At 63.4% G+C, this 19470-nt stretch carries 30 protein-coding genes and 1 tRNA gene; 13 read left to right on the top strand and 18 right to left on the bottom strand.

Annotated elements, in window-relative coordinates:
• Positions 1-5: 5 nt before the first annotated feature.
• The 13 genes from ISG32_RS22375 to ISG32_RS22315 all read left to right on the top strand — a co-directional run bounded on the left by ISG32_RS22375 (position 6) and on the right by ISG32_RS22315 (position 10655).
• On the top strand, positions 6-1073 hold the full coding sequence (locus ISG32_RS22375; RefSeq protein ID WP_194773253.1) for an NADH:ubiquinone reductase (Na(+)-transporting) subunit F: 1068 nt from the start codon (positions 6-8) through the stop codon (positions 1071-1073).
• A gap of 19 nt (positions 1074-1092) precedes the next feature.
• Positions 1093-1506 carry a 2Fe-2S iron-sulfur cluster binding domain-containing protein gene (locus tag ISG32_RS22370; RefSeq protein WP_194773252.1) on the top strand — a complete coding sequence of 138 codons (414 nt, stop codon included), beginning with the start codon at positions 1093-1095 and terminating at the stop codon, positions 1504-1506.
• A gap of 26 nt (positions 1507-1532) precedes the next feature.
• Complete coding sequence (locus ISG32_RS22365; protein WP_194773251.1) at positions 1533-2477, top strand: catechol 2,3-dioxygenase; 945 nt, start codon at positions 1533-1535, stop codon at positions 2475-2477.
• A gap of 46 nt (positions 2478-2523) precedes the next feature.
• The gene (locus ISG32_RS22360) at positions 2524-3414 is read left to right on the top strand and encodes a SphA family protein (RefSeq protein WP_194773250.1); all 891 of its coding nucleotides are present in this window, start codon (positions 2524-2526) and stop codon (positions 3412-3414) included.
• Positions 3415-3442: 28 nt separating this feature from the next.
• Positions 3443-3904 carry a GlcG/HbpS family heme-binding protein gene (locus ISG32_RS22355; RefSeq protein ID WP_194773249.1) on the top strand — a complete coding sequence of 154 codons (462 nt, stop codon included), beginning with the start codon at positions 3443-3445 and terminating at the stop codon, positions 3902-3904.
• Positions 3905-3928: 24 nt separating this feature from the next.
• Entirely contained in the window at positions 3929-5383 is a 1455-nt protein-coding gene (locus ISG32_RS22350) for a 2-hydroxymuconic semialdehyde dehydrogenase (RefSeq protein WP_194773248.1), read from the top strand.
• On the top strand, positions 5364-6230 hold the full coding sequence (locus ISG32_RS22345; protein WP_228530026.1) for an alpha/beta fold hydrolase: 867 nt from the start codon (positions 5364-5366) through the stop codon (positions 6228-6230). Before ISG32_RS22350 ends, ISG32_RS22345 begins: the two co-directional genes overlap by 20 nt.
• Positions 6231-6233: 3 nt before the next feature.
• Positions 6234-7019: a 2-oxopent-4-enoate hydratase gene (gene dmpE / locus ISG32_RS22340; RefSeq protein ID WP_194773247.1), complete on the top strand. Its 786-nt coding sequence runs from the start codon at positions 6234-6236 to the stop codon at positions 7017-7019.
• Between the two features lie 24 nt (positions 7020-7043).
• Positions 7044-7832, top strand: a complete 789-nt coding sequence (gene dmpH / locus ISG32_RS22335; protein WP_194773246.1) for a 2-oxo-3-hexenedioate decarboxylase — start codon at positions 7044-7046, stop codon at positions 7830-7832.
• Positions 7833-7867: 35 nt separating this feature from the next.
• Complete coding sequence (locus ISG32_RS22330) at positions 7868-8845, top strand: Bug family tripartite tricarboxylate transporter substrate binding protein (RefSeq protein WP_194773245.1); 978 nt, start codon at positions 7868-7870, stop codon at positions 8843-8845.
• A 53-nt stretch (positions 8846-8898) separates the two neighbouring features.
• Positions 8899-9090, top strand: a complete 192-nt coding sequence (locus ISG32_RS22325; RefSeq protein ID WP_194773244.1) for a 2-hydroxymuconate tautomerase — start codon at positions 8899-8901, stop codon at positions 9088-9090.
• A 76-nt stretch (positions 9091-9166) separates the two neighbouring features.
• Positions 9167-9256: transfer RNA gene (locus ISG32_RS22320), tRNA-Ser, on the top strand.
• 190 nt (positions 9257-9446) lie between these two features.
• Complete coding sequence (locus tag ISG32_RS22315; RefSeq protein WP_194773243.1) at positions 9447-10655, top strand: tyrosine-type recombinase/integrase; 1209 nt, start codon at positions 9447-9449, stop codon at positions 10653-10655.
• Between the two features lie 21 nt (positions 10656-10676).
• On the opposite strand, the gene ISG32_RS22310 is transcribed toward ISG32_RS22315, so the two are convergent.
• From ISG32_RS22310 to ISG32_RS22225, 18 genes are all read right to left on the bottom strand, one after another.
• Complete coding sequence (locus ISG32_RS22310) at positions 10677-11072, bottom strand: hypothetical protein (protein ID WP_194773242.1); 396 nt, start codon at positions 11070-11072, stop codon at positions 10677-10679.
• Between the two features lie 112 nt (positions 11073-11184).
• The gene (locus ISG32_RS22305; RefSeq protein WP_194773241.1) at positions 11185-11397 is read right to left on the bottom strand and encodes a helix-turn-helix transcriptional regulator; all 213 of its coding nucleotides are present in this window, start codon (positions 11395-11397) and stop codon (positions 11185-11187) included.
• Complete coding sequence (locus ISG32_RS22300) at positions 11391-11894, bottom strand: hypothetical protein (protein ID WP_194773240.1); 504 nt, start codon at positions 11892-11894, stop codon at positions 11391-11393. The genes ISG32_RS22305 and ISG32_RS22300 overlap by 7 nt, the downstream gene beginning before the upstream one ends.
• Positions 11891-12805 carry a DNA cytosine methyltransferase gene (locus tag ISG32_RS22295; protein WP_194773239.1) on the bottom strand — a complete coding sequence of 305 codons (915 nt, stop codon included), beginning with the start codon at positions 12803-12805 and terminating at the stop codon, positions 11891-11893. Before ISG32_RS22295 ends, ISG32_RS22300 begins: the two co-directional genes overlap by 4 nt.
• Positions 12802-13365 carry a DUF4406 domain-containing protein gene (locus tag ISG32_RS22290; protein ID WP_194773238.1) on the bottom strand — a complete coding sequence of 188 codons (564 nt, stop codon included), beginning with the start codon at positions 13363-13365 and terminating at the stop codon, positions 12802-12804. Before ISG32_RS22290 ends, ISG32_RS22295 begins: the two co-directional genes overlap by 4 nt.
• A complete protein-coding gene (locus ISG32_RS22285; RefSeq protein ID WP_323745984.1) occupies positions 13362-13535 on the bottom strand; it encodes a hypothetical protein in 174 nt (57 codons plus the stop codon). Before ISG32_RS22285 ends, ISG32_RS22290 begins: the two co-directional genes overlap by 4 nt.
• Positions 13536-13558: 23 nt before the next feature.
• Positions 13559-13777, bottom strand: coding sequence for a hypothetical protein (locus tag ISG32_RS22280; RefSeq protein ID WP_194773236.1), 219 nt, complete (start codon positions 13775-13777; stop codon positions 13559-13561).
• Positions 13778-13809: 32 nt separating this feature from the next.
• Entirely contained in the window at positions 13810-14031 is a 222-nt protein-coding gene (locus ISG32_RS22275; protein WP_194773235.1) for a hypothetical protein, read from the bottom strand.
• A gap of 10 nt (positions 14032-14041) precedes the next feature.
• A complete protein-coding gene (locus tag ISG32_RS22270; protein WP_194773234.1) occupies positions 14042-14479 on the bottom strand; it encodes a hypothetical protein in 438 nt (145 codons plus the stop codon).
• Positions 14480-14482: 3 nt separating this feature from the next.
• On the bottom strand, positions 14483-14767 hold the full coding sequence (locus tag ISG32_RS22265; RefSeq protein ID WP_194773233.1) for a hypothetical protein: 285 nt from the start codon (positions 14765-14767) through the stop codon (positions 14483-14485).
• Positions 14767-16551 carry a replication endonuclease gene (locus tag ISG32_RS22260; RefSeq protein WP_228530025.1) on the bottom strand — a complete coding sequence of 595 codons (1785 nt, stop codon included), beginning with the start codon at positions 16549-16551 and terminating at the stop codon, positions 14767-14769. Before ISG32_RS22260 ends, ISG32_RS22265 begins: the two co-directional genes overlap by 1 nt.
• A 371-nt stretch (positions 16552-16922) precedes the next feature.
• Complete coding sequence (locus ISG32_RS22255; RefSeq protein ID WP_194773232.1) at positions 16923-17360, bottom strand: hypothetical protein; 438 nt, start codon at positions 17358-17360, stop codon at positions 16923-16925.
• Positions 17357-17536 carry a hypothetical protein gene (locus ISG32_RS22250; RefSeq protein ID WP_194773231.1) on the bottom strand — a complete coding sequence of 60 codons (180 nt, stop codon included), beginning with the start codon at positions 17534-17536 and terminating at the stop codon, positions 17357-17359. The genes ISG32_RS22255 and ISG32_RS22250 overlap by 4 nt, the downstream gene beginning before the upstream one ends.
• A 115-nt stretch (positions 17537-17651) precedes the next feature.
• Positions 17652-18098 carry an ogr/Delta-like zinc finger family protein gene (locus ISG32_RS22245; protein WP_228530024.1) on the bottom strand — a complete coding sequence of 149 codons (447 nt, stop codon included), beginning with the start codon at positions 18096-18098 and terminating at the stop codon, positions 17652-17654.
• 37 nt (positions 18099-18135) lie between these two features.
• Positions 18136-18408, bottom strand: coding sequence for a hypothetical protein (locus tag ISG32_RS22240; protein WP_194773230.1), 273 nt, complete (start codon positions 18406-18408; stop codon positions 18136-18138).
• On the bottom strand, positions 18396-18611 hold the full coding sequence (locus ISG32_RS22235) for a hypothetical protein (protein ID WP_194773229.1): 216 nt from the start codon (positions 18609-18611) through the stop codon (positions 18396-18398). Before ISG32_RS22235 ends, ISG32_RS22240 begins: the two co-directional genes overlap by 13 nt.
• Before the next feature lie 17 nt (positions 18612-18628).
• Positions 18629-18850 carry a hypothetical protein gene (locus tag ISG32_RS22230; protein ID WP_194773228.1) on the bottom strand — a complete coding sequence of 74 codons (222 nt, stop codon included), beginning with the start codon at positions 18848-18850 and terminating at the stop codon, positions 18629-18631.
• Positions 18851-18895: 45 nt separating this feature from the next.
• Positions 18896-19470 (bottom strand): hypothetical protein (locus tag ISG32_RS22225; RefSeq protein WP_194773227.1); only part of this gene is annotated, 575 nt, incomplete at its 5' end.

Below are 19470 nucleotides of genomic sequence, written 5' to 3'. Positions count from 1 at the left end.
ACATCATGAGCTTTCAACTGACACTGGAGCCTCTGGGCGCCACCATCGAGGTGGAAGAAGGCCAGACACTGCTCGACGCCGCGTTGCGCCAGGGCATCTACATCCCCCATGCCTGCGGGCATGGGCTCTGCGGGACCTGCAAGGTGCAGGTCTGCGACGGCGAAGTGGACCACGGCGCGGCCAATCCGTTCGCGCTGATGGACATGGAGCGCGACGATGGCAAGACGCTCGCCTGCTGCGCCACGCTGCAGGCGGACACCACCATCGAGGCCGACATCGAGGACGAGCCCGATGCGCTGATCATCCCGGTGCGCGACTTCGGCGCGACGGTCGTGCGCATCGAGCAGCTCACCCCGACGATCAAGGCGTTGCACCTTCGGCTCGACCAGCCCATGCAGTACCAGGCAGGTCAGTACGTGCAGGTGCGGATCCCGTCGCTGGGGCAGAGCCGTGCGTTCTCGATCGCCAACGCGCCCGAAGCGAATGGCTTCGCAAGCGAGATCGAACTCAACGTGCGCCAGGTGCCCGGCGGCGCAGGCACCACCTGGCTGCACGAGGCATTGAAGGAAGGTGCGCGGATCGACATCGCCGGCCCGTACGGCCGCTTCTTCGTGCGCCACTCGGCCGCCCAGCCCATGGTTTTCATGGCCGGTGGCTCGGGTCTCTCGAGCCCGCGCGCGATGATTCAGGAACTGCTGGCGCGCGACTGCAATCAGCCGATCACGCTGATCTACGGCCAACGCAGCCGCGAAGAGCTGTATTACGACGACGAGTTCCGCGCGCTCGCCGCCGAACACCCGCACTTCACCTACATCCCCGCGATCTCGGGCGATGCAGATGCCGGCGCGGGTTGGGACGGCGCACGCGGCTTCGTGCACGAGGCCGCGCGTGAGCACTTCGCTGGCAACTTCTCGGGGCGCAAGGCCTACCTGTGCGGACCGCCGCCGATGGTCGAGGCCTGCATCGCCACGCTGATGCAGGGACGGCTCTTCGAGCGCGACATCTACACCGAGAAATTCATCTCGGCCGCCGACGCGCAGGGCACGCGCAGCCCGCTGTTCAAACGCGTATGAGCGAAGCGGAGACAACGCCATGTGGACCTTGAACACCGCCCCAAAGCACTGCGTGCACGTCACGCTCACCGACGAACGCTACGACTGCCACAGCAACGAGAGCCTGCTCAAGGGCATGCTGCGCCTGGGCCGCAAGGGCATTCCGGTGGGCTGCGTGAACGGCGGCTGCGGCGTCTGCAAGGTGCGCATCGTCAACGGCTCGGTGAACCCGCTCGGCCCCGTGAGCCGCGCCCATGTGAGCGCGGAGGAAGAAGCCGCGGGCTACACCCTCGCCTGCCGTGTCGCGCCGGCCGAGGCCGTGTGCCTTGAAGTGAGCGCGCGGCTTGCGCGCCCGCTCTCGAAATCCTGCAAGGACGACCACAAGATCGTTCAGCCAACGATGGCCGCAACGTCTGCGTCCGTCGATTCCACCAACCAGTCACCAACCACCTGACCACACCACAACCAAGGAGACAAGCAATGGGAGTACTACGCATCGGACACGCGAGCATCAAAGTGATGGACATGGCCGCCGCCGTGAACCACTACGAGAAGGTGCTCGGCCTCAAGACCGTCATGCAGGACAAGTCGGGCAACGTCTATCTCAAGTGCTGGGACGAGTGGGACAAGTTCTCGCTGATCCTCACGCCCAGCGATCAGGCGGGCCTGAACCACGTCGCCTACAAGGTCGAGAAGGACAGCGATCTCGACGCCTTCCAGAAGCGCATCGAGGCCTATGGCATCACCACCGAAATGCTGCCCGAAGGCACCCTGCCGTCCACCGGCCGCATGTTGAAATTCAACCTGCCGAGCGGCCACGACTACCGCCTCTACGCGCACAAGGAACTGGTGGGTACCGATGTGGGCAGCACCAATCCTGATCCATGGCCCGACGACATCCGCGGCTCCGGCGTGCACTGGCTCGACCACATCCTGCTGATGTGCGAGATGAATCCGGAAGCGGGCATCAACACGGTCGAGGCGAACACGCGCTTCATGGCCGAGTGCCTTGACTTCTTCCTCACCGAGCAGGTCCTCGTCGGTCCCGAGGGCAACATCCAGGCCGCCACCTGGCTGGCCGTCACCACCACGCCGCACGACATCGCCTTCGTCGGCGGCCCGCGCAGCGGCCTGCACCACATCGCCTACTTCCTCGACTCGTGGCATGACGTGCTCAAGTCGGCCGACGTGATGGCCAAGAACAAGGTGCGCATCGACGTCGCGCCTACACGCCACGGCATCACGCGCGGCGAGACGATCTACTTCTTCGACCCGAGCGGCAATCGCAACGAGACCTTCGCGGGCCTCGGCTATCTCGCGCAGCGTGACCGGCCGGTGACCACCTGGACCGAGGACCAGCTCGGCTCCGCGATCTTCTATCACACGGGTGACCTGGTCGCCTCCTTCACCGACGTCTACACCTGATCCACGACGGCAGGACCACAAGGCAAAACACAAGGAGCGTCAACCCATGAAGAAGATCCACCACGCAGTCGCTGCGGCTGCGCTGGCAGCGCTGTTGCCCCTCGCCGTGCAGGCTGAGGGCCACTACGTGCCCGGCGTAGAAGGCACACAGGCCGCGAGCGTACCACCGCCGGGCGTCTACTACCTCGGCTATCTGGTCAACTACGACATCAACAGTTTCCGCGCACCCGGCAGCAGCGACAACCTGCCCGGCCACAACCGGGGCACCGTCACCGCGCTGGCCAACCGCCTCGTCTGGATGACGGACACCAAGCTGCTCGGCGCCGACTACGGCATGGAGGCCATCGTGCCCCTGATGCGCACCTCGCTCACCATCAACGCGGCCGGTGTCTCGGACAGCCGCAGCGACCTCGGCGACATCTACGTCGGCCCGCTGGTGCTCGGCTGGCATGGCGCGCAGTGGGATGCGGTGGCCGCCGCCGGCATCTGGCTCGACAACGCAAGCACCAGCCATCCGGCATCGGCCGGCAAGGGCTTCAAGAGCACCATGCTGACGGGCGGCGCGACCTATTACTTCGACTCCGCGAAGACGGTCTCCGCATCGGGCCTGATGCGCTTTGAGCGCAACGGCAGGAACGACGCGGGCTTTCGCCACGGCAACCAGATCTCGCTCGAATGGGGCGTGGCCAAGAACTTCGGCACCGTGCAGGCGGGCGTGGTCGGCTACAGCCAGTGGCAGGTGAGCGATGACAGCGGCGTAGGTGCCAGCGGCGACCGTTCATCGCGCCACGCCATCGGCGCCGAGCTGATCTACCCGATCCCGAGCGCGGGCGTGTTCCTCAAGGGCGCGCTCTACAAGGAAGTGCGCGCGGAGGCCGGAACCGGCGCCTACCCCAAAGGAACGCTCGCGCGCTTCACGCTCGTGAAGGCGTTCTGACCGAAAAGCAGCCTGAGAGGAAACAGCCATGCAGAACCCGAATCACACCGCAGACGCCAACCTCTGTAGCGTGACGCAACGCGTGATCGACGCGAACGCCGCCCTGCGCGCCGTGCAGGCCGCCATCCGACACGCCACGCAGCTGGGAGTGCGCGTGAACGTGTCGGTGGTGGACGCATCCGGCGTGCCTGCGGCCTTCGCGCGCATGGCTGGTGCTCCGCTGCACTCCATCGACATCGCCATCGACAAGGCCTACACGGCGGCCAGCTTCGGCCTGCCGACGGACCAGTGGCAGCAAGCGCTGCAAAGCCATTCCGAAGCCGTGCGACAAGGCCTGGTGCTGCGCCCGCGCTTCGTGGCCTTTGGCGGCGGCCTGCCGATGGTCGAGCACGGAGAACGCATCGGCGGCATCGGCGTTTCCGGCGGAAGCGAAGCGCAGGACACGGACATCGCGCGAGCGGGCCTTGCCGAACTGGGCCTGTCCATCTGACAACAACCAACGAATGAGAACATCATGAAAGAAATCAGAAACTTCATCAACGGCGAGTACGTCGCTTCCAGCCGCACGTTCGACAAGTGCTCCCCGCTGACCGGCGAAGTCATCGCCAAGGTACACGAGGCCAACCGCGAACAGGTCAACGCCGCCGTGGCCGCCGCACGCGCTGCGCTCGATGGCCCCTGGGGGCGCATGACCGTGGCGGAGCGCGTGGACAAGCTCTATGCGCTGGCCGACGGCATCAACCGCCGCTTCGAGGAGTTCCTCGCCGCCGAATGCGCCGACACCGGCAAGCCACGCAGCCTCGCGAGCCACATCGACATTCCGCGCGGTGCGGCCAACTTCAAGATCTTCGCCGACGTGGTGAAGAACGTGCCCACCGAGTTCTTCGAGATGTCCACCCCTGACGGCAAAGGTGCCATCAACTACGGCTACCGCGCGCCCGTGGGCGTGGTGGGCGTGATCTGTCCATGGAATCTGCCGCTGCTGCTGATGACGTGGAAGGTCGGCCCGGCGCTCGCCTGTGGCGACACCGTGGTGATCAAGCCTTCCGAAGAAACGCCGCAGACCGCCGCGCTGCTCGGCGAAGTGATGAACGAGGTCGGCATTCCTCCCGGCGTCTACAACGTGGTGCATGGCTTCGGCCCCGATTCTGCGGGCGAGTTCGTCACCACGCACCCCGATGTCGACGCCATCACGTTCACCGGCGAGACACGCACCGGCGAAGCCATCATGAAGGCCGCCGCCAAGGGCGCACGCCCGGTGAGCATGGAGATGGGCGGCAAGAACGCGGCCATGGTGTTTGCCGACTGTGACTTCGACGCGGCCATCGAAGGCACGCTGCGCTCGGCCTTCGTCAACAGCGGCCAGGTCTGCCTTGGCACCGAGCGCGTGTATGTCGAGCGTCCGATCTTCGAGCGCTTCGTGGCCGAGCTGAAGAAGCAGATCGAGGGCTGGAAGATCGGCGTGCCCGAAGACGCCGGCACCCAACTCGGCCCGCTGATCAGCAAGGAGCATCAGGACAAGGTGCTGTCGTACTACCGCCTCGCCGTCGAGGAAGGCGCGAAGGTGGTGACCGGCGGCGGCGTGCCCGACATGGGCGCGCAGTACGCGGGTGGCTCGTGGATCCAGCCAACGATCTGGACCGGTCTTTCCGACGACGCGCGCGTGATGAAGGAAGAGATCTTCGGCCCCTGCTGCCACATCATGCCGTTCGACAGTGAAGAGGAAGTCGTCGCCAAGGCCAACGACAACGTCTACGGCCTCGCCTGCGCGATCTGGACGCGCGACGTCTCCCGCGCGCACCGCGTCGCGCAGCGCATGAAGGTCGGCATCTCCTGGGTCAACAGCTGGTTCCTGCGCGACCTGCGCACGCCGTTCGGCGGCAGCAAGCAATCGGGCATCGGCCGCGAGGGCGGCGTGCATTCGCTGGAGTTCTACACGGAGCTGAAGAATGTCTGCATCAAGCTCTGAACAGGTGATGGAGCGCAACCCGGAGATCGCGCAGAGCATCAGCGCTGCGGGCATCCGCACCAACTACCACGACGTGGGAAGCGGCGACCCAGTGCTGCTGATCCACGGCTCGGGCCCCGGTGTCTCCGCATGGGCCAACTGGCGCCTCGTGATGCCCGCGCTCGCCGAGCGCGCCCGCGTGATCGCGCCCGACATGGCGGGCTTTGGCTACAGCGAGCGCACCGTGAACTTCACCTACGGCATGAACGCATGGGTGCGTCAGGCCGTGGGCCTGCTCGACGCGCTCGAGATCGAACGCGCCGATCTGGTGGGCAACTCGTTCGGTGGCGGGTTGGCCCTCGCGCTCGCCATCCGCCATCCCGAGCGCGTTCGCCGACTCGTGCTCATGGGCAGCGTCGGCATGCCGTTTCCGATCACGCCGGGCCTCGATGCGGTGTGGGGTTACAAGCCCTCATTCGAGGCCATGCGCAAGTTGCTCGACATCTTCGCGCACGATCGTCGACTGGTGAACGACGAGCTTGCCCAGTTGCGCTACGAGGCCAGCATCCGCCCAGGATTTCAGGAGTCGTTTTCCGCAATGTTCCCCGCGCCGCGCCAGCGCTGGGTCGATGCGCTCGCAAGCAGCGAGGCCGACATCCGCCGCATCCCGCACGAAACGCTGATCGTGCACGGCCGCGAGGACCAGGTCATTCCGTTGTCCAACTCCATCACGCTCGCCGACTGGATCGCACGCTCGCAACTGCATGTCTACGGCCACTGCGGGCACTGGACGCAGATCGAGCATTCCACCCGCTTCGCCAGACTGGTGGGCGATTTCCTCGCCGAGCCGGAACCCCGCAAAGGCTGACCCATGAGCACACACATTCCACTTCAACAACTGGGCGACGAGCTCTATGACGCACTCACCGGCGGCCACATGATCGAGCCGCTGTCCACGCGCCATCCCGACATGGGAATCGATGACGCCTACGCCATCCAGCAGCACATGCTCGCGCGCCGCCTGGCTGCGGGCGAGCGCGTGATCGGCAAAAAAATCGGTGTCACATCGAAAGCCGTGATGGACATGCTCGGTGTGTTCCAGCCCGACTTCGGCTGGCTGACCGACGGCATGGTCTACAACGAAGGTGCGCCCATTCCCGCCCACACCCTCATCCAGCCCAAGGCCGAGGGCGAGATCGCGTTCGTGCTCATGAAGACTCTCAAGGGCCCGGGCGTGACCGCCGCCGACGTGATCGCCGCAACCGAGGGCGTGATGGCCTGCTTCGAAATCGTCGACTCGCGCATCCGCGACTGGAAGATCAAGATCCAGGACACCGTGGCCGACAACGCGAGCTGCGGCGTCTTCGTGCTCGGCGACCGCCTTGTCGATCCGCGCGACGTGGACCTGGGCACCTGCGGCATGGTGCTCGAGAAGAACGGCGAGATCGTCGCCACCGGCGCAGGCGCTGCGGCGCTCGGCCATCCCGCCAATGCCGTCGCATGGCTTGCCAACACGCTCGGCGCGCACGGCATCGCGCTTGAGGCCGGAGAGGTCATCCTGTCCGGTTCACTGGCCGCCATGGTGCCCGTGAAGGCGGGCGACAACCTGCGCGTGACCATCGGCGGCATCGGTGGCTGCTCGGTCCGTTTCATCTAATCGCCGCACAGAGGAGAACTCACCATGGCACTGGAAAAGCACACCATCGAACAACTCGCCGAGCATCTGGACAACTGCGAGCTGCAAGCGCGTGACACCCCCAAGATCACGGATGACTACCCCGACATGGACTGGGACGACGCCTACGCGATCCAGGACACGATACGCGCACGCAAGCTCGCGCGCGGCGCGCGCATCATCGGCTACAAGGCCGGCCTCACATCGCACGCCAAGATGAAGCAGATGGGCGTGGAGTCGCCGGTGTTCGGCTTCCTCGCCGACTACTTCAGCGTGCCCGAGGGCAGCGCCGTTCAGGTCAGCGAGCTCATCCACCCCAAGGTGGAACCCGAGATCGCGTTCGTGATGAAGCGCGCGCTCAAAGGCCCGGGCTGCAACATCGCAGACGTGCTGGCCGCCACCGACTTCGTGCTGCCCGGCATCGAAGTCATCGACAGCCGCTACCGCGACTTCAAGTTCGACCTCAAGAGCGTCGTCGCCGACAACACCTCCGCCTCGCGCTTCGTCGTCGGCGGACAGGCCCAGCGCCCCGAATCGGTGGACCTGCGCACCGTCGGCATCGTGCTCGAAAAAAATGGCCAACCTGCGGCGCTCGGCGCGGGAGCCGCCGTGCTCGGCCACCCCGCATCGGCCATCGCCATGCTCGCCAACCACCTCGGCAAGCGTGGCGAAGAAATCCCCGCTGGCGCACTGATCCTCTCCGGCGGCATCACCGAAGCCGTGGCCGTCGCGCCCGGCGACAACGTCTGTCTGCGCGTGCAGGGCATGGGCAGCATCACGCTGCGTTTTGCCTGAACGCGGCCATCCGCAACACCGCAAGGAGACAAGCCATGCAACGCCGCCACTTCATGGCCGCTGCCGCCATCGCCGCCACCGGCGACATCGCTCGCGCACAGACAACAGCCCACTATCCCGCACGCCCCGTGCGCATGATCGTGCCCTTCCCGCCTGGTGGCCCCACCGATGTGATGGGCCGCACCGCCGCCAAGGCCATGGGCGAGCAACTGGGCCAGTCCTGCATCGTCGAGAACAAGGCCGGCGCAGGCGGCAACATCGGCACCGACGCGGTCGCCAAGGCCGCGCCGGACGGCTACACCATCGGCCTCGCCGCGATCAGCAGCCTGGCCATCGCGCCGCATCTCTACACAAATCTGTCATTCAACGTCGAGAAAGACTTCACGCCCATATCACTCGTCGGCACCACGCCCTGCGCACTCGTGGTGCATCTCGATGCGCCATTTACCGATCTCAAGGGTCTGATCGCATACGCCAAGGCCCACCCAGGTCAGCTCAACTACGCCACCTCGGGCATAGGCACCAGCAATCACCTCGCGGCCGAGCTGCTGCAGTCGGTCGCAGGAATTCAGCTCACACATGTGCCTTACAAGGGATCAAGCCAGATCGTGCCCGACCTGCTCTCGGGCACCATCATGATGAGCATGGAAAGCTCGCTCGCCACCACGCTGCAGCACATTCAGGCCGGCAAGCTGCGCGCCATCGCGATCACCTCACCACAACGCGCCAAGGCACTGCCGCAGGTGCCCACCGTTGCGGAGTCCGGCTACTCCGGCTTCGCCGTCGAAACCTGGTTCGGCCTCGTAGCCCCCGCAGCCACGCCCAAGCCCATCATCCAGCGACTTGCCGACGCATGGGCCACCGGCGCGAAAGGCCCCGAGGTCCAGACCACCTTCGACCACATCGCAGCCAACCTGCGCGCCACCACCCCCGCCCAGTTCGCCGCCTTCATGCGAACGGAGAACCAGCGATTCGGCGAACTGATCCGCAGCACCGGCATCAAGGCCGAATAACCACAACCAAAGCTACATCCATCGCTCCGCCCCTCACAAGACAAGGAACCCCCATGCCATTCGCACAGATCTACATGATCGAAGGCCGCACCGAAGAACAGAAAAAAGCCGTGATCGAAAAAGTCACCCAGGCCTTGGTAGACGCCGTAGGCGCCCCACCCGCCAACGTGCGCGTATGGATCCACGACGTCCCCAAAGAAAATTGGGGCATCGCCGGCCAGACCGCCAAGGAACTCGGCCGCTGATCGCCTTGACTTCCAGACGCGACCACCACAATCGTCGCTCGAGAGCCACTGCCGATTGTGTAGAATACGAGGTTCCGGAGGTTTGGGTGAGCGGTTTAAACCAGCAGTCTTGAAAACTGCCGAAGGGGTGACCCTTCCGTGAGTTCGAATCTCACAGCCTCCGCCAAGACGAAAAAACAAGCGCTTTTTTAGGCGCTTTTTTTACGTCCATTCGACGGTGCTTGACCCATACAAATCAACGTGTTACGCTGTGATATATGGTGTTATATACAGTACCTCATCAAGCAGACGTCAGCCGGTTCTCAATCGGAATTCAAGTTTTTTTGGCCGGTACGTTGGCCGGTAAAAGCTGACCTATGCCCAAACGCATCTTGGAAATGACGGCCATCGAGGTGGCACGCCTGCGCGAGGATGGTGACCACAGCGTGGGCGGTGTCTCCGGCCTCTATCTGCAGATCATCGGCGCGTCACGCTGCTGGATGCTCCGCTACACGCACCTCGGCAAGCGCAAACGCATGGGCCTTGGCATCTACCCCACCATCAGCCTGGCCGTAGCCAGAGATTCCGCGCGCGCTGCAGCCGCCCTTGTACAGACAGGCATCGACCCAAAGCGAGCGCGCGAAGACGAACGCGAAGCCGCACGCATGCACGACGCCAAACAGCTCACGTTCAAGCAGGCAGGCGAAGCGTTCATCAAGGAACACGAACCCGGCTGGAAAAACCTCAAGCACATCGACCAGTGGAAGAACACGCTGGCCACGTACGCATATCCCAAAATCGGCAAGCTCCTGCTGTCTCAAATCGATCAGGCGTATGTGCTGCAAGTCATATCGCCCATCTGGTCGACCAAGACCGAAACGGCATCGCGCATGCGCGGCCGCATCGAGCAGATTCTGGATTGGGCGACGGTGCATGGCCACCGCTCCGGCGTGAATCCTGCGCGATGGCGCGGACAGCTCGAATACCTGCTTCCCAACCCCGACAAGGTTGCACCCATTGAGCACCACGAAGCCGTGCCATATGAGGACCTGCCGCAGGTCTACAAACAGCTTTGTGCAATCAAAGGCCAAGCCGCCCGCGCGCTGCGGTTCGTCATCTTCACCGCCGGACGATCCGGCGAAGTGCGCGGCATGAAATGGCAAGAAGTCGATTTGTTCCGCGCCGTCTGGACCATCCCCGGCGAGCGTATGAAGTCTGGCCGCGAGCACCGCGTGGTGCTCCCGCCGCAGGCCGTGGAATTCCTACGCAACCAGCCGCGCCGCAAGGACCGCGAAGACCTGGTGTTTCCGTCGCCGCGCGGCACGTTTCTTTCAGATAGCACGCTCAGCAAGCTGATGCGTGATCACAAAATTAACGGCGTGCCGCACGGCTTCCGCTCGACGTTCCGTGACTGGGCAGGCGAGACAACACACCACCCGCGAGACGCCATCGAGCTTTGCATTGCCCACGTCATCGACAACAAGACCGAGGCGGCCTACCGACGCGGCGACATGATCAAAAAGCGCGTGGCGATCATGAAGGATTGGGCCGACTACGCCACGTCAGAAACAACAAACCCAGCCTAAGCTGGGTTTTGAATCTGCTCCTTAAAGGAGCTGTTGCGATACCTCGTTATCAGAAAGATCGGGCGCTTCGTTTTTGTTGCTGAGAGCGACCTCTCTCGATCCATAGAATTTAATAACTCGACGTGTCACTTTACGCCCCTCCCCGGAGGCTCCAATTGAAATACCGGCCTCATCCCCCTTGGCTCCAATATTCCCCTTCCCTGACCCTTCGTAATACTCAGTTATCTCCACCAAATCAGATGTCGCAATTCGTTCCGCTATCGCAAGTTCTTGAGCAACACGCGCCTGATGCGCCCGAAACTCCATTTCTATTTTTTGTTTCTTTGCCTCTTCCTCAAGCTCTGGCAACCCTTTATCTTTTGCATTGTTGATATCTTCTTGAGCGTCTGAAAATTTTTCAACGATCAGTTTTGACATGTATTTAACGACGTAGTCGGAAGCTATCGACCCCACCATTTGAGAAACATTTATCACCTAATACCTCCTTATAAGTGCCGAACGCCAAGCGATTTGTAACCAATCATAGCGCCTACTCAGACGCGATATCCTCCGCATCCCCGCCCCAAGCCTTCGGGCACCGCATCAGCCATTCCGCCACCTCGCTGACGTTCCAAAAAATCTTGTGGCCGGTGGCGCCCATCTTGCGCGGGTGCGGGAAACCGTCTTTCTCGATCCGGGCGCGCAGCGTGTTTTCAACGATGCCCAGCTCCGACAGCAATTCATCCAGCGTGAAAATCAGCATGGCGCCTCCTCGCTGAGCAGATCGGCCGGCATCTCGAATTGCCGGATCGCATCCGGCTGAATCCGGCCCGATTGCACATCAGCCGCCAGCGCCCGCGCGCTATCCAACACCTCCACCGCGCGGCGCTGGTTCGCCATCATCAGATCGCCAGAGATATCGAGCGCCGCCTGCAGCTGCGCGGCCCATTCGGCATCCCACGCGCAGCCGCTGCAGGCCATTCGCACCACCTCGGCCAGGGCCTGATGCAAGCCCTCGCGATTGCGCCCCTCCACCACCGCCGTGGCGGCCACTTCAGCGCCGATGCCCAGCGCGAACGCCAGCGCCGCCAGCAGGTCGCGCTGCTCGCTTCCATCATCCACCAGCAGACAGCGCAGGCCGATGGACGCCATTTCCTCGCGCACCTCACGCAGCGCCACCGCCCGCCCCACCGAGCTGGCCAGCGCGCGCCGGTAATCAGAGCGGATGCCCGCCAATGCGTTCGACTTCTTGTTTTTCATATTGCAGCCCTCAAAGCATTGATCACGTCGCGTGCCACCGGCGGGCACACCGCATTGCCAAGCAGATGCACCGCCTCGCGGTGCTGCGTCGGCAGAACGTATTCGGCAGGAAATCCCATCGCCGCACGGCACTCCTGCGCCGACAGCATGCGCATGCGCTCGCCATCCACCACCGCCCAGCGGTCCCGCGTCGTGATGGTGCCGATGGGCCGGTGCATGCTGCGGCCGCCCCGCTCGTTCCCGTAGTACGCCGACAGAAAGCGATCACCATGGCACCGGCGGCCGTTGCGCACGCGCTCCAACGTGGCGGCGGCGCGGCCCGGCTTGTCGACCAGGCTCCACCGGCCCGCACTGAAATCCACAAAACTGGTGGCCGGTACATGCTCACGCGGCTGCAGATTCAACTCAATCGGAGCGCGGCTGCGCGTGGCCACGATGAACATGCGCACACGGTGCTGCGGCACGCCATGCTCGGCCGCATCGATCACATGCGGGCTCAGCGAATAGCCCAGCGCCTCCATGGCCGCACTCCATGCCGGGTACAGCGCCCAGTCCAGAAACTCGGGCACGTTCTCAATGACCGCGGCACTCGGCCGGTGGAACTCCAGCGCGCTCACCACAGCCCACGCCGTTGACCGGCTTTCATCATGCTGCGGATTGCCCGCAGACTTGCCGCGCGCCTTGCTGTGGCCTTGGCAGCATGGCGACGCCAGCAGCAGATCATGCGCCGGAACGCGGCTCCAATTGGCTTGGTGCAAGTCCTGACAGACATGCTGCGCGCCCGGATGGTTCGCCTCGTGGAACTGCACGGCCAGCGGCCAATGGTTTGCAGCCCAGACCACGCTGCAGCCCGCCATCGTCGCGCCGGTGGAGAAGCCACCAGCGCCCGCGAACAGATCGACGGCCCTCATTCGACACCACCAATCTTTGAAACTTTTCTTCTGAACCAGAGCGGGCCACGACCTTCTGCAGGTGGTTGAGGAAAAGCGATTGACTCATCCCCCCTTCCCAAATCTACCCCTACCCATGCAGCCGACTTCTCCAACGCCCGCGATGCGAGGCGCTGATAAGCAATGACGACCTCCGCGTATGTGAATGAATCACGGCCACGCATCACATTTCCATCAGCAATGCACGACAGCGCCGCCCACATCCGAATGCAGGCTTCCTCCCTTCTCTCCGCACCCGGCTCAAACTGCATTGCAATTCCAAGGTCACACGCGAGATCGCACTCGATCCTCGCGCCCTTGCTGCTCTCCCACCCCTTGAGCAGATAGATCGCGTCGCACGTCACCAGCTGGGCCAGCGCCATGCGCATGTAACCCGCCCAGCTCTTGCAAGCAGGGTCTGGATTCTCGGCGGGGTTCTCTACATGGTGACCAGCGGCGCGAAGGCTCTCGGCAGCGGCGTTGAACGCTGGATAGTTGAAACCGGGAAGGCCAGTCATCGGGCCTGCAATGTAGATCTTCATTTTTTGATTCCCATCGAAGCGAGTTTTTCTTCCAGCTCACGCTGCCGGGCAAAGTACCCATCGAAGTAGTTCAAGATTCCGTACACGGCCATCACGGCCGTTGCAATCCAGAATCCCGTCCATCCGTGGATCGTCTTCATTGACTCCGTTGTCGCCATGAATATCAGCATGCAGATGGTCCAACGTAGATGTCTCACAGCTCAGCCTCCACGCGCTCGACGCGCAGCACGTTCTTGCCCGACACACGCGCGGCGCTGGTGGTCGCGTGCGTGGCATTGGCCGCGCGCACGCGGATGGTCGGCAGCTGCTTGGCGTCGGCCAAGTCCTCAACGTCCTGGGCGGGCACGTTGGCAGGCATCAGGAATGCGCGATAGCTGTGCATCGCGGCGATGGTGTGAATTGCTTGTGTCATGTCGTTTTTTCTCAGTTGAATTTGTTGGTTGATCAGCCCGCCATCACCAGCCGAAGCTGGCCCTGCTCTGGCGGCGTTTCCACCGCGCGCGGTTTGCGCCCGCGCTTCGGCTTGGCCTCGGCGGCCAGGCGCTCGCGCTCGGCGGCGAACACGCTGGCCAGATGGTTCGCTGTGGTGCCCGCAGCGGGCACGTAGTCGCCAGCGATGGCGCGGCGGAAGCAATGCACGCGGGGTTCGGTTCGTTTTGCGTTCATGGCGTAGCCCTCATTTGCCATACATAGCCCAAGCGGGCTGTATGCCGACGATGGCGCAGTGGTGACCGAAGACATATCCCCACGCTTCGGTGAACACTCGCCACCCGTGGCCGTTGCTTCCATCGTGGTCTGGCTCTCTACCGCGCGGAACGTCTTTCAACCATCCAGCAACAACGTCTGTCATCGCGCCAAGTCCCATCGGCGTAGGCAGCGGCACAGCGTCACGCTCGGCGCTCCACAACAGAATCATGGTCGGTACCCCCGTGGAATCCTCCACGTTCTCAGTGCAGTGGCGATGCGTTGGCTCCCCGTAGTAACGTGTCTGTTCAGCGAGGTTTACGACCTTGTAGTGCGTCGCTTTCAAAAGCGAATTGCCCCACGCCAGCCCTATCGCACCTGCCAGAAAGTCGTCACCCTCAGACGTGATGTCGATGCGTCGGTTGTCCATCTCTCAATCCCTTTCGTTGGTGGTTGATTCATCAGCCGCGCCCATCTCCACCACGACGGGCGACAGCGCTTCATGCAGATCGGCCAGCAGTTCGGCCGGCGTATCGAGCACCGCGCGCTTCATCGCTGCGCGGGCTTCGGGGGAATCGTTGAATTGGTTGCAGCGGCGCGCGGCGTGAACCAGCGTCATCTGCAGCAGCGGCGTGACCTTGTGGCCAGCGGCGCGCAGTTCGTGGACGAATGCGCCCACGCTGCCGCCCGCCTTGTGCTGGGTTGCTTGGTTTTTCATCACTGCCCGGCTCCCATTCGGCGCATGGCGGCGAAGAATTCGACCGCCTGGGGTGTCACCCACTCGCTCGCGTCAGGGCCTTGGCGGCCAAAAAGCTGATCGCGTAGCTCGCCGGTGAGGCGGGCCGTACAGTTATTGAAACCAGTCCAAGCGCGAGGCATAGCCTCGCGGGACGCGGGCTCGCCCGTGCCCTGCGCTTGTCCTGCTGCATTGGTAATTTGCACATCCGTGGATGCAGAAACATCCGCCGCGTGTGTGTGTTCCTGCACCACGGGCGACCACGCAATGCGGCGGCTCACCAGCATGTAGCCGCGCATGCACCCGCGCTGCGCCTTGAGGCCCACGATGCGGCCCACGCGCACCTCTTCGCCGTACTTGTTCGCCTGCCCCCGCTCGGGCGTGCGGTTCGCAATGCGCAGATGCCACTGGTGGCGCTTGCACGCGTGCCCGCCCATAGCCTCCATGAACACGCGCCAGTCCGCCCGCAGTGCGCCATGTCGATGACACACGCTGTGCGCGCGCACCGTGGCCTTGTCACCCTCACGTGCGAACAACTCAAGTTGATCGCTCGACACGCGGCGCAGCTCCCGCCACACCGTCACGCTCGGCATGCCGATGGTCTGAAACTGGCGAATGCCCCACGTCGCCGCCCACGCATCCACGCGCCGGAAACCTTGGCCGGACTCCTGCACATCCGCCTCATCACGATCACCGAAATTCATCGCGATCTGGTCACCGTTGACCACGTCCTGGTGCTCGGCCAGCGCGATATGGCCCACGCTCTTGGCGATGTACTTGGCCACGTAGCCAGCGGCACCGCCTTTGATCATGCGTTTGATGTTCACGCGGTTTTCCGCCGCGCCGCGTTCGTCGCCGTCGTCACTCAGCCAGTAGTGGCGAATGCGCTCTTCCAGCAGCAGCGCATGCGCTTCGGACTCCACCCACACCAGAGCGTGCCAATGCGGCGTTGCATCGTGGTGCGGCTCGGCCACGCGTAGGCCGTACATCTTGATGCCCTTGCGCGCCGCATCAGATCGCAGCTTGCCCCACATGGCGCGCAGCCACAGCTGCCCATCACGCGGCGTAGTGTCCTGCGCAAACTTTTTGTTTGGAATGGGCCGCCCACCCTTGCCCAGCTTCACCGGGTGAAAACGGCTCGGCAGCGTGAGCGTGAGGAACAGGCCCACATGCTTGTGCGAGTCCGCATACTCTTCCGCGCCACGAATGCGCGTCATCAACTCGCCGCCGCGAACCATGGGGTTCGACGTGCCCAGCGCCGCCAGTTCCGCGAGGCTGTACGCCTGCCCCGCCTCATTGCGGAAAAGCGTGCGGCTCAGCGTTTCGGCATTGCGCTTGATCTGCTCTTGGCGACGCCGCAGACCTTCCTCGCTCACATAGCCGCCATTGCCCACATGCACACGGCCCAAGCCCACCGCGCCTGCCTCCACCACACGCGCCACATGCACGCGCAACCTGCGCCGCCACCATTGCGCATCCTGCGCGCGCTTGATGGCTGGCTTCCCCTTGATTGGCATGTCTTCCGTGATGCCCACCGCGCGGATCAGCATGCGGATGCTGTCCACACACGCCGCCTCGTCGCCGCCATTGGCCAGCGTCACCGCCTCCAATTCATCGGCCTGTGCGGCCAGCGCCTTCGCCATATCGCGAATTTCATAGTCTTCGAGATTCCAGAGCGTTGCCGAGCCAAAACGATCATCAAAGGCCGCAATGGTCTGCATCAAATCCCACGCATCGGCCCATTCCGGCTGTTGAGATTCAAGCAATGAAGTGCCACCATCCAAGCGCGCTCGAATCGCCGCCCGCCATGTCTTCGGCGCACACGCAATCACGCGCTCCATGTGGCCGCGCGCGACAAACAGACGCGGCTTATCGCGCTCCCATTCGGCCAAGCTGCCATTGGGCAATTTGCGCAACAAAGGCGCGAGCTTTTCACCTCGTCCAGACTTTTCGGCTTCTTCGTTTTTTAGACTTTTGAGAGCCTTCTTCACCGCGTCGCGCGCAGCGTCACTAGCCGCCGTGTCCACCACCGTGGCAGCAGCGGCCGCTCGCGCCGCATACTTATCTGCCTTCTCACGGCAAAACGCCTCGAATGCAGGATCACCGGCCGACTGGATGACGATGGGCGCGCGCATGCTCACACCCTCGCTGTCAGGGCCATCAGACCCTTGAAATACTGCTTGGCATCGCGAACCTGCTTGCTGATCGCGCTGCGCTCCGGCGGCGGCATCTCGTACCAGTTGCGCGACGCGAGCACGTCCAGACTGTCCAGACCCACGCCCAGCCCGGCACGCAAAAGCATGTTCGCGCGCCAATTGAGCGGAATGCTCTTCCACTCGCGCGAGGCGGAATCATTGAACCGCCCCTCGGTGGACTGCGCCGTGTATTCGTCGCTCAGTTCGCAGAGGCGAAGCAGCGCCTCATCGCGCGCCGTGATGCCCTTGGCGCTGCCCGAGCGCAGGCGCTTGGCCATGCGATCAATACCCTCCATGCGCTGCTTGTGGCGCTCGATTTCACGGGCGCGGATGCGCTCGATCTGGTCATCCGCAATCGCCAGTCGCTCGGCCTTGTTCATGCGCGTCCCTTCGCACCAGCACGACCCACAGCGAAGCGGCAGCATGGGCCCCAGCCCTTGCCCTCTGCCACGCTGAATGCAGCGTCCCACGCCGCCGCCCATGTGCGCACGGCGAGCGGCTGCGAGCACTGCACGCCATTGGCGTTGCACCACGTCATCACAAAGGTGTTGTTCACAGCACTCCCTCCCAAATTTCAGACAAAAAAAGTCCCTGCCCGGCGCACACGCGCCTTGCAAATTCATTGATCGATGGATTGGTGCCGCTGCTATTCAGCGGCGATGGGTTGCGGGCTAACTGCTCTCGCCCGCCGTGCTCGCGCCGCTGGCGAATAGGTCACCCGTCACCGGCAGCGTGAAGCGCGCCACATGGGCGGCCTCGCCTGCGTTGTCCAGCACCACGCGCACCATGTCGCGGCGCACATGCGTGGACAGAGGAATGTTGACCGTAGGGTCAGGCGTGGCGCTCGGGCACAGCGTGCGCACCACCTCGCTGGCCACCACGAAGGTGTGACCGCACTCCACGTTCGTGCATTGGTATGTCGTCTCGCGCATCGTCGGCGTCAGCATTTCAGACGTGCGGATCTCGGCCTGAGCCTTGCAGTGCGCACACGCCATTCGGGTGCCTTCATAGCGCAGCTTGCGGCCCTGATGGCTCGCACGCTCGCGGCGCGGCTGTGCGGCGCTCAGCGCCTGCATCTCTGCATTCGTGGTCAACATCGTGGCGGCCCTGTCGGTCATTGATAGATTTCGATATTTCGAGCGGCTCAAAATCCGCTTATTGCTGCTCTGCGCCGCCGCTTTGCTTGGCCTCGTATTGCGTCAGTGCCTCAAGGTAGAGGCGACGCATGAAGCTCGACACCGAACGGTCCTCGCCAGCGGCAAGGCGCTGCGAGCGTGCCAGCTCATCGGGCATCAGGAACATGCCCGACTGCACCACCTTGCGGCGCTGCGGCTGCTTGGGCCGGTCATTCAAACGACCGGCCGCATGGTTGCGCTGGACCAGCCCGCGAAATGCATCGCGCGAAATCGGTTCGTTCAGTCCTGGCATGTTTTTTCCCTTTTTGTGTTGTCCACCGCCAAACGCGGCCCCGGCTTCATGCCGGTCATATCGAAAACCAAGTTATCCAATTGGCGACCAATTAGCCGCTCCATCACAGTCGCCACATCGGGCATGCCGAGGGCATTGCGCAACAGCTCCAAACGGTGCTGCAGCTCGGCGGAAATCTCCACCTCGTGTTCTGTTGTTTGCATTGGCCATAGTCCGCATGTCAGTGGTGAGACTCCATCCCCGCACCGCCTGCGGCAAGCGAGCCCATCATCCCCAGCTTCTGCAGCTCCTTTTCAGCAGCCAGCAGCGCCATGTTCTGGATCAGCGTTGCCTTTTGCAGGCCCAATCTGTCCGCCAGCACGCCCAGCAGAACGTCGTCTTTCTGCTTGAAACGTACCGTGTGCCGAAAGTCGCGGCGCTGTGATTTGTCGTCATATGCCATTTGCCAAGCCTCCCCGCTATGCGCGGTGTGTAATATCGCGATACCTCAATTGACAGAATCAGGACCATGAGCGACAAGATCGATACCCTCGACACCATTGGACAGGCGCTTGGATTCGCACTTGCCGTCTACGACCAGACCAGCAGCAAAGGCGGGCAACTGGACCGCATCAACCAGACGCGCGTCATCCTGAGTGACATGATTGACGACGAACGGTTCAGCACCGAAGTTGCCGCTGTTCTTGACGGCTTTTGCGCCGGGCTCACCACACGCATGCAAATCGACATAGCGGAGCAAACCAAGAGCGACAGCCTGGCTCGCCGCCTGCTCTGACTCGGCCTTACGCAGCTCTCTGCGCTCGCGCCGCTGCTGCGGCGTGAAAGCCACCTCACCCGCAAACGCCTCCAGCAGCGGCACCAGCGCGGTAGCGTCGGCTTCTGAAAACTCCACCGGTACGCCCGATCCCGAGAACACCAGGCGCGGGGCGCCATCGCGCGCCACGCTGAAGAACAGCCACAGCGGCTTATCAGCGCCCGCGCTCGCGTTCTGCGCCAGCACGTAGCGCGGCCCGCCGTCCGGTTCAGCGCCTTCAAATGCAATCTCGCGCAAGCGGTTGCAAA

Source organism: Diaphorobacter caeni, from assembly GCF_015354245.1.
GTDB lineage: Bacteria > Pseudomonadota > Gammaproteobacteria > Burkholderiales > Burkholderiaceae_C > Diaphorobacter_A > Diaphorobacter_A caeni.
This window is presented reverse-complemented; position numbering and strand designations above follow the sequence as displayed.